This window comes from Bartonella sp. CL266QHHD (genome assembly GCF_042195355.1).
Classification (GTDB): Bacteria; Pseudomonadota; Alphaproteobacteria; order Rhizobiales; family Rhizobiaceae; genus Bartonella.
In genome coordinates this window covers 1-17,189 of the sequence record NZ_JBHIOD010000053.1, presented here as the reverse complement: position 1 = coordinate 17,189, position 17,189 = coordinate 1, and the positions used below count along the sequence as shown (strand labels likewise).

Annotated in this window: 9 protein-coding genes; all 9 read left to right on the top strand. The window is 37.9% G+C overall.

Annotation, left to right across the window (positions count from 1 at the left end; all coding sequences use genetic code 11):
* The first annotated feature begins 114 nt into the window (after positions 1-114).
* Positions 115-3,150, top strand: coding sequence for an autotransporter outer membrane beta-barrel domain-containing protein (locus ACFIK7_RS06945; protein WP_375663150.1), 3,036 nt, complete (start codon positions 115-117; stop codon positions 3,148-3,150).
* Positions 3,151-4,332: 1,182 nt separating this feature from the next.
* Positions 4,333-7,215 carry an autotransporter outer membrane beta-barrel domain-containing protein gene (locus ACFIK7_RS06940; protein ID WP_375663149.1) on the top strand — a complete coding sequence of 961 codons (2,883 nt, stop codon included), beginning with the start codon at positions 4,333-4,335 and terminating at the stop codon, positions 7,213-7,215.
* Between the two features lie 445 nt (positions 7,216-7,660).
* Positions 7,661-10,945, top strand: coding sequence for an autotransporter outer membrane beta-barrel domain-containing protein (locus tag ACFIK7_RS06935; RefSeq protein ID WP_375663148.1), 3,285 nt, complete (start codon positions 7,661-7,663; stop codon positions 10,943-10,945).
* 764 nt (positions 10,946-11,709) lie between these two features.
* Positions 11,710-12,744, top strand: coding sequence for a hypothetical protein (locus tag ACFIK7_RS06930; protein ID WP_375663147.1), 1,035 nt, complete (start codon positions 11,710-11,712; stop codon positions 12,742-12,744).
* Complete coding sequence (locus ACFIK7_RS06925; RefSeq protein WP_375660161.1) at positions 12,729-12,881, top strand: hypothetical protein; 153 nt, start codon at positions 12,729-12,731, stop codon at positions 12,879-12,881. The genes ACFIK7_RS06930 and ACFIK7_RS06925 overlap by 16 nt, the downstream gene beginning before the upstream one ends.
* Before the next feature lie 42 nt (positions 12,882-12,923).
* Positions 12,924-13,226 carry a hypothetical protein gene (locus ACFIK7_RS06920; RefSeq protein ID WP_375658072.1) on the top strand — a complete coding sequence of 101 codons (303 nt, stop codon included), beginning with the start codon at positions 12,924-12,926 and terminating at the stop codon, positions 13,224-13,226.
* Entirely contained in the window at positions 13,216-13,401 is a 186-nt protein-coding gene (locus ACFIK7_RS06915; protein WP_375631529.1) for a hypothetical protein, read from the top strand. Before ACFIK7_RS06920 ends, ACFIK7_RS06915 begins: the two co-directional genes overlap by 11 nt.
* Before the next feature lie 15 nt (positions 13,402-13,416).
* The gene (locus ACFIK7_RS06910; protein ID WP_375663146.1) at positions 13,417-13,704 is read left to right on the top strand and encodes a hypothetical protein; all 288 of its coding nucleotides are present in this window, start codon (positions 13,417-13,419) and stop codon (positions 13,702-13,704) included.
* A 241-nt stretch (positions 13,705-13,945) separates the two neighbouring features.
* Positions 13,946-17,189, top strand: a 3,244-nt coding sequence (locus ACFIK7_RS06905; protein ID WP_375663145.1) for an autotransporter outer membrane beta-barrel domain-containing protein, incomplete at its 3' end; no start/stop codon positions are given.

Below are 17,189 nucleotides of genomic sequence, written 5' to 3'. Positions count from 1 at the left end.
TGAGCATGAGGCATGTTCTTTTGTTACACTTTTCGTATTTTTGAGGTGTGCAATGGGGTGTTTTGTAAGTGCTTTTGTTTTTAATGAGAGGGGAAGGAAAGTTTCGAGGGAACTATGATTAAAGTTTTTAGAAATCATGTATGTTTATGTGCTTGTACAACCGCTATCCTCTCTTTGCTTCAAAATGGAGCAATGGTTGAAGCAAGTGTTAAAGGGCATTATAGTACGTCTTCTTATGGTATTAGCAATATCGAGACCGATGTTTATGTCGTCCCAATTGCCCCCACTGTTCCAAACAGCAGTTATTTTATCAGTAGTGTTGATGGATATCCTATTAGGGATAATTTTTCTAACTTTTTCAGTGGATACAGTGAGGAAAAAGAAGGTGTATACGGCCGTGAAATATATGAAAATAATAAGCTTATATTACATGATGGTGCATATTATATATGCGATAATTGTGAAAAAGACAAAATTGATAATCGGTCTTATAAAGCTGTACGTGGGGGGAAACCGTCGAGCGTTACTGCTATAACGGTGAAAGGAATAGGTACAGAAGTTTGCGGGAAGGGTGTAACGGTTAGTAGTCAAGTTGCTGATAAAACTTTTCTAATGGGGGTGCATGTATTAGAGAACGGTAAGATTGTTTTGGAAGATCCGATTATCAAAGGCACAATTATAGCCCTTCGTGCGAGTAATGGCGTGATTGAGGTAAAAAATGGAAAGATTGTGGAGAACCATGAGGGTGTTGATGCAGCAGAGAAATCGTTTGTTCTTTTAGAAGATACAAAAGTTAAGACCGCTAATGGGAATGCAAGTCTTTTAAGTTATGATCATTCAGAAATTTGGATGTCAGGTGGATCAGTTGATTTTATGAACAGCCATGGGATTTCTTCGATGTTAGGTGGAAAAGTAAATCTCGAGAATGTTAAAATTACTGGGAAAGGTAAAGAAAAAAATTCGGATAATCATGCGGTTTTGCGTACGGATTTAGGGGGGGCTGTTAATTTAGAGGGTACTATTGTTAGTACTGGTGGGGGTGTCCATGGCATATTATTAGAAAATAAAGTTAATTCTATTCCTCTTCAGGAAGTTAAAAATTTATCAAATGAGGATTCTGATTCAAAGATTCCTGTGACTGAAGTTAATATGAAATCCTCTTCTGTTACCGTAAAGGGTAAGGGATCTTATGGTATCTATTTTCGGGGAGAGAAGCCATGGAGTGAAGGTGGGGATAAAAAAGAAGAAATTTCATCAGAGGAAGAAAAAGTTCCACCACGATTAGAAGTTGTTAATTTGGATAGAACAGAATTTTCTGTTTTAGACGATGCGGCTCTTTATGGTAAAAACATGATTTCTGGTGCGGTGGGGTTGGTACACAGCACTCTTCGTTCAGGGAATTTTTTATTAAAAGCTGAGGAAGGTGCTTCTATAACAGTTTTGGCGGATGCTTCTACTCTTGAGGGTCGCACACACGTTGATAAAAATTCTAATGCTGAGCTTTATTTGGGAGGTCATTCTCAATGGATTTTACAACAACCGTTGCAAAAAGATCAACACGAGGCTGCACATGATTCTTCTATTTCACTCGTGAGTCTTATGGATGAGAGCTCTATTAATTTTAAAAGACACGAATCTTCTTCTGTTGATGATTATCAAACCCTTCGTGTGGGAAAGGGAAAGGGTGAAGTTTATAAAGCACAGGGCGGTGCCTCTATTTCTCTTAATACATACCTGAATAAGGGCGGTGATCTTGATCATCAAAAGACTGATCGTGTTTTAATTCATGGTGATGTTTCGGGAAAAACAAAGCTCCAAGTGCATGGTGTTGCAGGAAGTCCAGGAGGATATACGGGAAAGGGGGGGAATGCTGAAGGTATTTCAATCATTCAGGTTTCTGGACAAGCAAAGCAAGATTCTTTTCAGTTGGAAGGTGGTTATGTAGCGTTAAACGCATTACCTTATCAATATAAGCTTTATAGTTATGGTCCAGAATCTGAGTTTGGAAAAGCAAGTATGGATCAGAGATTAGTTGAAGGGAACGGAGAATTTTGGGATTTTCGCCTTGAAAGTAGATCGATAGATTCTGATGTTAAACCTAAACCAGATCCTGACCCAATTCCAGGACCAGAACCTTCTCCAGCACCAGCTCCGGAGCCTCATCCTCGTCCTAAGCCGGGCGTTAAGGCTGTTGTTCCGCAGGTTCCGACTTATCTCCTTTTGCCAAATGCCTTACGTCATATTGGTTTGATGAATGTTAACAATCAAAATAAGCGATTAGAAGCTTTGCGAATTGCTTCTGGGGGCTTATTAGAAAGTCGTGAAAAACCTCTCTTTTTTGTGAGCGGTTATGGCGGCAATCATCGTTATACTTCAAATCTTTCTGCGCTTGAATATGGTTATGGCGGCGAGTTTGATTATAATGCACTAGAGGCTGGTGTTTTACTGAAAGCAATCGAAAATACGTATGGTTCCACTTCTTTTGGAATTATCGGGGCTTACGAGAGATTTTCTTTGCAACCTTTGAATGTTGAGCAGAGTCAAAAAAGTACATTTGATAAATGGTCAGTTACAGCATATGGTGGTATGCAGCATGATGCGGGTTTTTACGTTGATGGTCTTGTGTCTTATGGGTTTTTTAAGGGTGATGTTCTAACAACCGCACGGGGCAAGACGGCAACATTAAAGGGAAATCCTTTAAGTGCTTCATTGACTGCTGGTAAAACATTTATGGTAGGAGAGGACGGTTTTGTTTTTGATCCTCAAGTTCAGGTTGTTTATCAATATCTTCAATTTAATAAGGTGCGTGATGTGGACGGCTTTGATATTGATTTAGGAAAGCTTCATCAATGGATAGGGCGTGTTGGGGGGCGTTTAACAAAGAGGCTGGTTGCTACTGATGAGGCTCAAGTTATTTCTTTCTATGGCAAGCTTCATCTTGCTCATGGTTTTGAAGGAAAACAATTTGTGCATTTTAAAGATGCTTTTCAGCTAGGTGCTTTTGGTTCTTCATTAGAAACTGGGTTAGGTTTTAATGCCCAATTGTCTCAAAAATTTGCGCTTTACGGCGATTTGGTTTATCAGCACAAACTAACGAAAGCTGGTTTTTCTGGAACGAGTTTTTCAGGTGGATTGCGTTATCATTTCTAGTGTTGTTCCTGTTTTTGATTAATCTTTCAAAAAGCCACAAGTTGTACTTGTGGCTTTTCTCATTCTCTATTCATCTTGTGTTATAGCATTTTTACGAGAGTGTGACTTTGCATATCTTTAATATGCTTTTAGGTTGGACTTCTTTCATTTTTTTGAAAAGTCTGAAGAGTTTGTACGTTATTGTTTCAAAATGCGTATTTCAGAGTGATTATTATATTATTTATAATATTTTGATTTATAAAGATATTTTTTAATTTAGGGCGCTGAAATATTTTCAATGCTCTTATGATGAATCCATAAAAAGCATTCCTTTGTCTATTATATGTAAGATTGGCAAGTGGATAATCATTTAAGAAAGGGTCAATATAATTTTGGGAATTATGTTAAGAGGAGAGGATTTACAATATTAGAAATTGGCAAAGACAAAAATGCTACTCAGGCGCAATGAGGGCTGTATCTGATGAACTTTATATTATATCCGCTGTCGTTGTGAAATGGGGATGGAAATAATGAGATATATCTGAGAAAATTGGTGAATGAGAAACACAATGATATATTGTTTTGGAAAATATGTTTTCTTCAAAGGAATTCGATAAATAACAGGATGAAGTCATGTGTCATCTTCACTTTTTAAAAGTACGGCTCTGAATGCTTTCGACTGTTGTAAAGTTGAATTAAAAGGAGATAGTAAAATCGGAACTGATTTTTACATGTTCTTACCCTTTATTAGGCTATCTTGCCATGAATATTGCCTAAAAATGCATATGTAAACTCTTGTTTCTCAATTTTGGCATATGTTTTGTCTGCTTACAAAGTACATATTGTTTCAATATAAGATCTATCGTGAGGATGTTGATTATGTCAGCTCTGGGGGGTGATTAGACAGCAGTTAAAGTAGGTGTTTTTAATGCATGTCAACTGATTAAGGGTGTTTTTGAATAACAACTTTAAAGGTGATTTTTCTGTCGTTTTTCAGTTATATTTTGCAAATTATTTGTAAAAGCAACAGATTTAGATTGTATTTTCGAGTAATTTTTTAATTTCATATTTACATAAAACACAAAAAATATTAATAAGCCTCACATATTAAAACCTAAACGTGTTAAACATTTTTCTATTAGTTAAATTTTTAATACGTTATGTATATCTTTGGTAAGAAGAGGGGGGGATTATGGTGGAATTATGGTCAGTTTATTTAAAAATCGCTTCTCCTTATGTACTTTTACAACAGCACTTCTTTTTTTTACACACAATGTTGATGTTTTTGCACACAATGCTGCATCTCAAGTTTCCTCTGGAAAAACGCAATCTTCATGTGATCAGAATGCAGAATTTTATCGGTGTGGTGATGGTGGAGAGCATGAAATTAATAATAAAGTTTATTCGCTAATGGATAAAAATGTTAATGGTGTTCATGGAGCCATAGAGGCGTCTAAAAGTGGTACATTTATTCGTGGCAAGAATATAACTGTTAAGGGTATTTTGGATAAAAAGAATAACTCGGAAAACAATTTTTGGAAATATGGAGTAAAGGCATCAGAAAAAGCGGGCGTCTTTCTGAGCGATTCCACGTTGAGTGGTGTTTTAGTGGGGGTGGAAGCTCATAGTGCGTCCTTCACAATATCCGGTGGATCGATTGATGCAATCAAAGTGGGGGCTTTTGCTGGAGGAGAATCTCAAAGTGGAGTTTATTTAACGAATACGAAAATTAGCTTAGGGAGTGTTGGGGTTAAAGCAGGAGAAAAAGGATATTTTATTTTAGAGGGTGTCTCTATTACCGGAAAAGGTAGTACTGGCAAGGATGGTCAAGGGCTGAATGCAGATCGTCAGAATGATAATGCTGCTTTTCATATATTTAAAGATGGTTATGTTGAGTTTATGAAAGGGGCTGTTGATGTTACTGATGCTCATGGGCTTTTATTGCAGGGAAATAAAGGTTCTCAGATTGATATTGGGGATTCCAATATTACAGTGAAAGGTAATGCATTTTATGGTATGCGCTTTGAAAATGAGGCAACATTAGAGGGTTTGTCAGAGGGAAAAACATCGTTCATTAATTTGAAAAAGACGCGTTTTGTAGTTCCAGATAGTATAGCTGTTTATAGCAGTCAATCTGGAAAGTCTAAAATATCTTTAAAGGAAACAAAGCTTTTTGGAGATTTGTTGCTGAAGGCTGATCGTAACTCTTCTATAAAGGTTGTTGCTGATGCTTCTGCACTTGTCGGTCAAACTCAGGTTGATAATAGTTCTACAGTTGACCTTGACTTGAAAAATAATTCACAGTGGGCTTTATTGCAACCAAGACATAAAAAATTAGAAGATCCTAATTATAGAGGTGTTTCGTTTATTTCATCGGTACACCTTTCTAATAGTTCTATTACTTTTGAAAAACCGAAATCCGGCACTGCTCATGCCTATCAGACGCTTTATATTGGAAAAGGAACAGGTATTGTTTATCAGGCTTTTGGTGATGCTTGGATTCATTTGAATGCACGTTTAAATCCTAATGATACAAGTGGTCATCAAGTAACGGATAGGCTTCTCATTCATGGTGACGTTAAGGGAAGAACTATAGTCCATATACAAGGGGTTGCAGGAGGCTTAGAAGAAAAAAACGAAAAAGCGCATAGTGTTTCAATTATTCAAGTTTATGGAGATGCATTGCCTGACTCTTTTCAATTGAATGGACAGTATGTTGCCTTAGAGGGGGCGCCTTATAAATATGTACTTCGTTCTTATGATCCAAGTGCTACTAGAGGGGATGAGCATGTTAAACAAAAATTTGCTTTGAATGGGGGGAAATTTTGGAATTTTCGTTTAGAAAATGAATATGTTCAAACATCTGCTGATGATAACGACATTCTTACGGTTTCTAAACGTACACCTCCTGTACATGTTTCTGTTGAGGATATTATTCCCGAATCTTCTGGTGATGTTGTTCCCGAATCTTCTGGTGATGTTGTTCCGGTGTCTTCTGGTGGTGTTGTTCCGGTGTCTTCTGGTGGTGTTGTTCCAGCGTCTTCTGGTGATGTTGTTCCGGCGTCTTTTGCGGATAGTCTTTCTAAGATTGAAAATGTTTTTCCATCTGGACGAGGTGTGAGATCTGTTGTTCCTCAGGTACCAACTTATCTGCTTTTGCCAAATAGTTTATTCCATGCTGGTTTAATGGATATCAGCAATCAAAACAAGCAGTTGGAGATAGTACGGACTAATCCTAGTGGAATGTTGGAAATTCGTGAAAATTCTGCTTCATTTTTGCGTGGCTATGGTGGGAGTTATCGTTATGTCTCAGATTTATCTGCGCTTAAATATGGTTATGGGGGAGATCTAGGGTACTATGCGCTAGAGACAGGTGTTTTGCTACAAAAAATTGAAAATGTTGACAGTGCTATATCCTTTGGGGTTATGGGGTCTTATGGAAAGCTTTCTCTACAGCCTCGAGATGTTGCACAAAGCCAAAAAAGTACATTTGATAAATGGACTGCTACAGTCTATGGCAGTATGCAGCATGATGCAGGATTCTATGTTGATGGTCTTTTATCCTATGGTCTGTTTAAGGGAGATGTTCTGACAACTGTACGGGGTAAGACTGCAACATTGAAGGGTAACCCTTTAAGTGTTTCCTTGATGAGTGGTCAGAAAATTGCCACAGGATATGAAGGTGTTGTTTTTGATCCACAGGTTCAGGTTGTTTATCAACATCTTCAATTTAATGAGGCCCGCGATATTGATAATTTTAATATTGAGATGGATAAACTTGATCAATTGATGGTGCGTGTGGGTGGTCGTTTGATGAAGACTCTTACTGCACCTGAAAAAGATCGTGATGTTTCTTTCTATGGAAAGATTCATTTTGCCCATGATTTTGGCAAAGAAAGAGCTGTGCGCTTTAAAGATTCTTTCCAATTAGGGGCTTTTGGTTCTTCTCTAGAGGCTGGATTAGGTCTTAATGCTCGCTTGTCTCAAAAATTTGCGCTTCATGGTGATTTTGTTTATCAGCATAAGTTGAGCAAAGGTGGTTTTTCTGGAATCAGTTTTTCTGGTGGATTGCGCTATCGTTTTTAGGTGATCATCTTGGGGTAAGTTGTTTAAAAAGCCACAAGCATAGCTTGTGGCTTTTTATTATTTGTTTGCAACTTTTTAAATAAGCTTTTTAAAAAAATGTTTTTTTTTGCATGAGCGAGTTTGTTTCTTTTTAGAAACAAGATAAGGCTTTCTGGTTTGCAGTTTTCGCTTTTTATGCTGTTTTTCTTCTTTGAGTGTATTTTTATTAAATTCTCTTGAAACCATCGCTTTGGGGTAGAATTTTTATTTCTATTTATATTTTTACGCGTATTTATAAATAATACAATTTTAAATTGTGATATTTTGAGATTCTGGCTTTACATAAAACATGTGGTCGATATATAAAATACAAAACGTATTTTAAATTATTACGCGTAACCAAAGTTATTAAACAGAACGCGTTTTTTTTGTTTTTAGGGAAGGGGAAGAAAGTTTGTAGAAAATTATGTTTAAAAATCATCTCTCTTTATGTCATTTTACAACGGTTATTTTTTTCTTTGTATACAATACTGATGCAGGTGAGACTTCTTCTGAGAAGAAGCAATATTCATGTAACGAAAGTGCTTCATTTTATCGCTGTAATGATGGTAAAACGCATGAAATTTCCAAGAAAACTTATCAACTTACGGGTGAAAGTTCTGATGCTGCCATAGAGGCATCAGGGAAAGATACAGTCATTGAGGGAGAGGCTATAATCATTAACGGTGTTTCGAATGCAAATGTCCATTCAGAAACAAACGCTTGGACAACAGCTGTAAAGTCCTCAAATGGGGGAGGCGTTGTTCTATTTGATTCCATGTTAAATAACGTGTCGATAGGGGGCGATGTTAATGAGGAGGGGGCTTTTGAGATGCAGGATGGGGTGATTAAAGCAACCAGAATGGGGATCAGTGTTGCGGGTAAAGGGTCGTTTGTTTCTTTGACCAAGACAGAGATTAAGACATCTTCTGATGCGATAGGTCTTTTGAGTCATAATGGTGCAAAAATTTATATGAAAGAAGGAAAAATTGATTTTACCAGTGGTATTGGTGTCCAAACAGGAGGAGATGGAGAAATTAATTTAGATGGTGTTTCTATTACGGGGAGGGGAAAACAGGGGACAAATACAGGTAATCATCGTGAAGCTTCTGCTTTTAGTATGCTGCAGGGGAAAGGCTCTCTTAATTTCCAGAAGGGAAACGTTAATGTCATTAGAGCGCATGGTATTGCCTTGGAGGGGAATGATAATAATACTGCTCATATCAAATATTCCAATGTTTTTGTGAGAGGGAATGCATTTAATGGCATGCGCTTTTTTTGGGAAGCTGTCTTAAATGATAAAAAAACAATTATGCCTGGAAAAGGGACTGTCTATTTGACAAAGACAACCGTTATGGCTCCAGAAAGTACGGCTATTTACAGCCGCCAATTCGAAAGTTTTGTTAAACTCTCACAACATTCAACAGTTTCTGGAGATTCACTCCTGAAAGCTGTTGAGCATTCCAATGTAAAGATTGAGGCTGATGCTTCTACCCTTGTAGGAGGCGCACATGTTGATGGAAGTTCTACGGCTAAGATAGAGTTAAAAAATGGTTCAAAATGGATTTTATCGCGACCAAAATATGACAAATTGCAAAATTCTGATGCGTCTGGTTCTAATTTAGGGGACTATTCCTTCATTTCATCGGTCAATCTTATGGGTAGTTCTCTTATTTTTAAAGAACTAAAATCCAAAACGACTGATGGTTATCAGACACTTCTTATCGGAAAAGGATCGGGGACTGTTTACCGTGCACAAGGCGATGCGCTTCTTTATCTTAATGCATATTTGGATAAAGGGGGAGCTCTGCAAGAGCAAAAAACTGACCGGCTTTTAATCAATGGTGATCTTGAAGGAAAGACGACAGTCCATGTGTATAGTGTTCCTGGAAGCTCAGGGGCATTGACGGGAGATGGTGGTAATAATCAGGGGATTTCCATTATTCAGGTTTATGGACAAGCTGCTGAAGATTCTTTTCAGTTAAAGGGGGGGTATGTCACACTTGAAGCCTCCCCCTATCAGTATCATCTTAAGAGTTATGGTCCAGGCTCTACTTTAGGGGCAGCAGATTCAAATCAAAGAGTGCTTAAAAACTCTGGAACATTTTGGGATTTCCGCCTTGAAAGTAAATTTGTTGATTCCACTAAAGTTTTTCCCGTTCTTGATTTGGTTGTCCCTCCTTCTTCTGATGATATTCCTTCTTTTCCTAAAATTCATCCTAATATTACTGGAGGAGAGGATGGTTCTATTGATTCTAACTCTCAGCAAAAACCTCAGGAGCCAAGTCTTTCTTCTCCTGTAGATTCTCCTGATCGGGATTTCCATCTTACGACCACACCTAATGTATCTGATGTTTTTGTGCTTGAGATCCCCCATCCTCCTTCCTCTCTTGCACCTGTTATTCCCGCTATTGCTGAATCTAATCCAGTTGCACCACCTGCATCTGGTTCACTTGTTCCGCCGCATGTTTCACCCACCCCTTCTGTTGTTACTCCAGTTGCATCTGGTTCACTTGTTCCGCCGCATGTTTCACCCACCCCTTCTGTTGTTACTCCAGTTGCATCGGTTTCACCTGTTCCGCCGCATGTTTCACCCACTCCTTCTGTTGTTACTCCAGTTGCATCTGGTTCACTTGTTCCGCCGCATGTTTCACCCGCTCCTTCTGTTGTTGCACCACCTGCGTCTAGTTTTTCTGTTCCGGCATCTGTTTTTGAGCCTTCTTCTCATTTTGAGCCAAATGTGAGAGTCGTTGTTCCCCAGGTTCTGACTTATATTCTTGTGCCAAATACCTTATTTTATGCTGGATTGATGGATATCAGTAATCAAAACAAGCAGTTGCAATCGCTGCGAACTGTTTCTGGTCGGTTATTGAAAAATGATGGAAATCCCGCTTTGTTTTTACGCGGTTACGGTGGACATCATCGTTATACTTCAAATTTATCTGTACTTAAATATGGTGATTATGGCGGTGAGCTTGATTATAATGCACTAGAGGCAAATATTTTACTCAAGAAAATCGAAAGTGCATACAGTACGACATCTTTTGGGATTATGGGGAATTATGGCAAGCTTTCTTTGCAGCCTCGAAAGGTTAAACAAAGTCAAGAAAGTATATTTGATAAATGGACAATCACGGCATATGGAAGCATGCAGCATGATACGGGTCTTTATATGGATGGTCTCTTTTCTTATGGTTTGTTTAATGGAAATGTTCTCACACTTGAGCGAGGTAAAACAGCTACATTGAGAGGTAAGCCGCTGAGTGTTTCCTTAACTGCTGGTAAAACGTTTATGATCGGCAGCCGATATTTTATTTTTGAACCACAAGTTCAGTTTGTTTATCAAAATCTCCAGTTTCATAAGACTCGTGATATTGATAATTTTAATATTGATATGCGAAGCCCAGATCATTGGGGGATGCGTATTGGTGGGTATTTAACGAAGACACTTACATTTACTAAAGATGCACATGTTCTTTCATTCTATGGTAAGCTTCATTTCATTCGTAGTTTTGATGATAAACAATTTGTATATTTTAAAGATGCCTTCCAGCTTGGTTCCTTTGGGTCTTCTTTAGAAGCTGGATTTGGTGTTTTTTCGCAATTATCTCCAAAAATTATTTTTCATAGCGACCTGATTTATCAGCATAAATTTACGAATGCCGGATTTTCTGGAACGCATTTTTCTGGTGGATTAAGCTATCACTTTTAATTGTATTTTCCTTTAATATATCCTTTGTGGAAAATATAAGTATAAAGCATGGTTTTATAGTGTTATTTTCTGATTTTTGACTTTATGTATAATACAAAACAAATTATTATGACGGCACATAATAAGAATAATAAGTAGATGAACCAGAGGTGTCTTTTCGATTTTTTATGAAGATAAAATAAAGAAAGTTTAGACTAAATTATGATTAAAGTATTAAAACGCCATGTGTGTGTTTTCTTACGACCTCTATTTTTTCTTCGCGCACAATATAGATGTGAGTGCAGAAGGTTATAAACCCTCATGTAATTCTCTTTTTAAATCGTATTCGTGTGATACAGTTGGTGCTGCTTGTACTTTTGGAAGTCGTAATAAGTTATATATGAGTGGATTGGATAGGAAGGACTACAGGTGTTATTTTTACAATACAATCTCATAACATAGTTATTAAGCCGGAAAAAAGTAAAGGGGAAAAGGCGTTTCAGGAATTGGTGGAATTTTAGAATTAAATAGATCTGAGAAGATTACATCAGCAGTGGTTGTGTCAAAAGACAATAAAACTTCTTTTAAAAAGAGTTCTATTATAGGAAATAGCGAAAAGAAAAGTGGTAGAAATGCCAAGTTATCTCAATCTGTGTTTGGTGTGAAGCAGAGCGGTTTTTTTCTTTGATGAAGGTAAGATTCAGGTTTCTGATGTTCATGACATAGCGATTGAAAGTGCAAAACCGGTTTTTAAGGAAAGGTCATTTGAGTTTCGAGATAGTTCTATGTCTTTGGTTTCTTTTGAAAACTCAGAGATCATTCTTCAGGGACAAAGGGTTCATAGTTTGCATTTTAGAGGAAGTACTCCTCAACATGAATATCAAGAGGGAGTGCTTCTTATAAGTTTAGGTGAATTTCGATTTAAAAAGACTGCTCTTCATGTTCTTGATGGTACGGCTATTTATAGTAACGATGCTAGGAGGTATCCTTATATTACGGTATCAGAGAGTTCGCGTATTTTTGCTGATCGGTTAGATGTCAAAAATAATTCATTTGTTGCGCTTGGTGCCTATGCGTCTTTTCTTGCAGGAAGGGAACATGTTGAGAAAGGTTTTTATGGTAGTGTTGAGTTGTTCAATCAATCTCTATGGACTGTAAGAGCAAATAAAAATGCGCTTGAAAATAATCATAAAAAAGTTCCATATTGTGTAGGTTCATCTATTTTCTTTGTAAGGCTTATTGATAGTTTTATTTTCTTTCAGAAACCAAGAAATGATTTTTATCAGACACTTCGTGTTAGGAGATTGGATGATGATTATGGTTTAGATCATGCTTACGTTGTAGGAGAGGACGCACGCTTATATGTTAATGCATATCTTACTGCAAATGGTAAAAGCAAGGGAATAAAAGCTGATAAACTTCTTATCTATGGTGATGTTTATGGAAAAAGTAAGGTGCATATTGTCGATGTTACAGTGGCTTCAAAAAAAATAAAGAACCAGAGCAAAGGTAAGCAAAAAGACGATAAAAAAGACAGCCTCAGTGTTTCAATTGTTCAGGTTTATGGAAAGGCTGCGGATGATTCCTTTAAATTAACAACAGATTATGTTGCTCTAAGAGGAGCGCCTTATCGATATAGTGTTCGTGCTTATGGTCCCAATTTTTCTCATAGACAGGTAAAGGTGGGGATGGATCCGTTAAAGAGAAAAATATTGAGTATAATGGAGATTTTTGGGATTTCCGACTTGAAGCTGAATATGTTCAGAAACTTTCTCATCTGCATCATATGCGGTTGGAAAATGATGTGTCTCATTCTTTAAGTACTCATACTCATCATAATAATGTTTTAGCTGATCATGATGCTTCTGTTCTTTATCCTGAAGAGGGCATTAAAGCTGTTGTTCCGCAAGTTTCAGCATATCTATCGATGCCTCATGCTTGTTTCAGGTTGGTTTGATGGATATGAACAATCACAATAAACTGCTGGAAACATTGCGTATTGCTGCTGGGACTTTGGGAGAAAAAGGTAAAAAATCCTGCTCTTTTTGCGCGAGGTTACGGTGGAAGTTATCGTTATGTTTCTGATCTGTCTGCGCTTGAATATGGTTATGGTAGAAATTTGAATTATAACGCTATAGAGGCAAGTGTTTTGCTCAATGCGATTGAGGATACACATCACACTTTAAGCTTTGGAATAATGGGGAATGATGGAAAAAATTCTCTACAACCTCAAGATGTTGAAGAAAACAAAAAAGTACATTTGATAAATGGTCTATTACACATATGGCAGCATGCAGTATGATACAGGCTTTTATATCGAGGGTCTTTTTTCCTATGGTTTATTTAAAGGGAATGTTCTCACGCAAGCAAGAGGCAAGACAACAACATTGAAGGGAACACCTTTGAGTGCTTTATTGATTGCGGGTAAGTCATTTATGACAGGACATAAAGGGGTTATTTTGATACCGCAGGTTTAGGTTGTTTATCAAAATGTGCGGTTTGATCAGGCGTTTGATATTGATGGTTTTGATATTGAAATAGAAAAACTTGATTTGTGGGTGATGCGTGTTGGCGGGTCTTTAAGAAAGACGCTTGCTGCTTCTGAAGAGGCTCTGGTTGTTTCTTTCAATGGCAAGTTTCATCTTGCCATGAGTTTTGGAGGAAAACAACGTGTACAGTTTGGAGATGAATTCCAATTAGGGGGTTTTGGTTCTTCTCTAGAAGCTGGAATGGGGGGTAATGCTCAGTTATCTTCAAATTTTTATTGCACGGAGATTTAACCTATCAGCATCGTCTTAGTAAAACTGGTTTTTCAGAGATGATTTTTCATGCGGTTTACACTACGCTTTTATGTATATTCTGAAATATAGAATAACATTTACATAAATATATAGTATTTTATGAATTGCAAAGCAAGTATTTATTTGTTATACTTAAAACTATTCATATGTTTAACTTAACATTATTTCAGATCTCATTCACTTTTAAATAAAGCGGGGGAGAAGGATTTGCAAAAGAGTTATGGTTAATATATTTAAAAATTATAGGTTGACTTTTACAACAGTTGCTTTTTCTTTTTTTTGGGTTGTAAATATTAATGCTGGCTTTCATGCTTTTGCAGCTCCCTGTGATGAAACAGGGAGCTTTTATACGTGCAGTGATGGTAAAAAACATACACTTGAAAATAAAACTTATAATTTAAAAAGTTCTCAAGAACATGCTCCTGATTCTGCTCCTATTAAGGCTATATATGTAGAAAAAGCAGGTACAGTTGTTGATGCATCTCAGATAAATGTTTATGGCGATGATTCAGGTCAAATATTGACATATGGTGCATATGCAAAATATGGTGCGCGTCTTAATCTAAAAAATTCAAATTTTAAGAATGTACGTGCTCTTCATGCTGAAAATGCGGTCATTAGCATGACAGATGGGTCAATTACGGAAACTTCTCACGCTATGTATGCATTGGGTGAAGAAGCGGATATTGCTTTAGTGCGTGTAAAGATTGAGATTGAGCCAGACAACCTGCAAGATATCGGGTTTGTGAGTAGACTTGGTGCAAAGATTAGGATGTCAGGCAGTACTGTTACATTTAATGGGAAAGGTAGATTTTCATCATTTTATGGGGGAGGGTATAATTTCGATAGTACTATCATTAAGGGTAAAGGAAAACAAAAAACTACTATCGTCGATGAGGAAGGTTTTGATAAAATACCAGAAGCTTTCGATGTCTCTCAAGGAAGTAATGTTCAGTTGAGTAATAGTTCTATTGAACTGAGTGATATGCATGGTTTTTTGGTGAAAAATTCTTCGGTTGATGTGAATGATAAAGAAAAGTTGTTGTGGAAAGCATTTAGTTCATCGGATGAATTTAAGAAGACAAATATTAAGATTAACAAATCCAATGTTTCTGTGCAGGGTAAAGGAGTACATGGTCTGTATTTTTATGGATTAGAACCAGAGGAAGGGTTTAGAATAGCTGATTCAACTAATGAAATGTTGTTACAAGGCAGAAATATCATTATAGGAAAGGCATTTGTTCAGTTATCAAAGACAAACTTTACAGTTCCAGAAGGTATCGCCATTTATAGCACTGGGACTGATGGTTTTGGGGCTAAAGCTACCCTTGAACTGTTGGACGATACAAAAATCTCTGGTGACTTATTAATAAAAACTGAAAAAGATTCTTCTCTTCTTGTTCAAGCATATTCTTCAACCCTTATAGGGGGAGTGCGCATTGAAGATAGGTCTCGCGTAGATTTACAGTTAAAAAATGGTTCAACATGGTATCTTACTAAAAGTAAATATCAAGGTTTAGAAGAAAAGGATGTTACGGTTTCATCGCTTTCTACTTTGAGTCTCCTTGATAGTACGCTTGTTTTTGAGAAATATGTCTCTCAAGATTATCAAACATTGCATATTGGAAAGAAAATATACAATAAAGAAGATGTTTATGCATTAGATGATATTGGTAAAACAGCGGGTGTGGATGACGTATACAATAAAGTATACAGTGCGGAAGGTAATTCTCGGATTAAGATGAGCACATTTATGAATAATGATGGTTCATTTGATCCTCAAAAAACTGATCGCGTTTTAATCTATGGTGATGTTTTGGGAACCACGCTCATTGGAATGGAAAAATTTCAAAAAGCTTCAGATACAAACGTGATTGACGGAAGTCATCAAAGTGTTTCGATTATTCAGGTTTTTGGAAAAGCAAAGGAAGATACTTTTAAGCTTTTGAATGATTATGTTGCGATAAATGGATTTCCTTATCAATATAAACTTCGTGCTTATGGTCCTGGTTCTTCTTCTGGAGAAGCAAGTCCCGAAAATAGATTGGTTGAAGGGGAAGGAGATTTTTGGGATTTTCGTCTCGAAAGTGTTTACATTAATCCTGAATTAGATCCTTCTGAATCTATTTCAGTTCCGTCTATTAAGCCTACGTCCACAGTTTTACCACCTAAATCTGAAGAAGAAACTATACCTTCTGAACGGCCATCAGAGACTATTGCGCCTGAACAACCTCCTTCTGTTAAGCCACCGCTTATACCATCTACACCTTCTTTGCCTGAAACATCTGAGCCGTCTGAAACATTTATTCCTACGGATTCTACTCTCACTCCTTCTGCCCCTGTTTCGCCTGTACTTCCCTCTGTCCCCTCTGTTCCAGAGGACGCTTCTTCCGTGCAACCTATGCCTGCATCGCTTGTTCCAGTTGAAACTTCTACTGATGAGGTTTTGCCATCTAAGCCCTCTGTTTTAGAGGATATTTCATCTACGGATTCTGTTCCCACTCCTTCTGCGCCTGTTGAACCTAGAGTTCCTTTTGTACCAACTGTTCCAGAGTCTCCTTCTACTGATGAGGTTCTGCCATCTGAGCCCTCTATTCCGGTATCTCCTTCATCTCCAGATTTTGTTCCCACTCCTTCTGTGCCTGTTGAACCTAGAGTTCCTTTTGTACCAACTGTTCCAGAGGCTCCTTCTACTGATGAGGTTCTGCCATCTGAGCCCTCTATTCCAGAGGACCATTCTTTTGTGCAACCTATGCCTGCACCGTTTGTTCCAGTTGAAGATTCTACTGATGAGGTTCGTCCATCTGAGCCCTCTGTTCCGGAGGACACTTCATCTCCAGATTCTGTCCCCACTCCTTCTGCCCCTGTTGAACCTGCACGTCCTTCTGTACCAACTGTTCCGGAGGACCATTCTTTTGTGCAACCTATGCCTGCACCGTTTGTTCCAGTTGAAGATTCTACTGATGAGGTTCGTCCATCTGAGCCCTCTATTCCGGTATCTCCTTCATCTCCAGATTCTGTTTCTCCTCCTTCTGCCCCTGTTGAACCTGTACGTCCTTCTGTACCAACTGTTCCGGAGGATCCTTCTGCTGTGCAACCTATGCCTGCACCGTTTGTTCCAGTTGAAGATTCTACTGATGAGGTTCGTCCATCTGAGCTCTCTGTTCCGGAGGACACTTCATCTCCAGATTCTGTCCCCACTCCTTCTGCCCCTGTTGAACCTGCACGTCCTTCTGTACCAACTGTTCCGGAGGACCATTCTTTTGTGCAACCTATGCCTGCACCGTTTGTTCCAGTTGAAGATTCTACTGATGAGGTTCGTCCATCTGAGCTCTCTGTTCCGGAGGACACTTCATCTCCAGATTCTGTCCCCACTCCTTCTACCCCTGTTGAACCTGCACGTCCTTCTGTACCAACTGTTCCGGAGGACCCTTCTGCTGTGCAACCTATGCCTGCACCGTTTG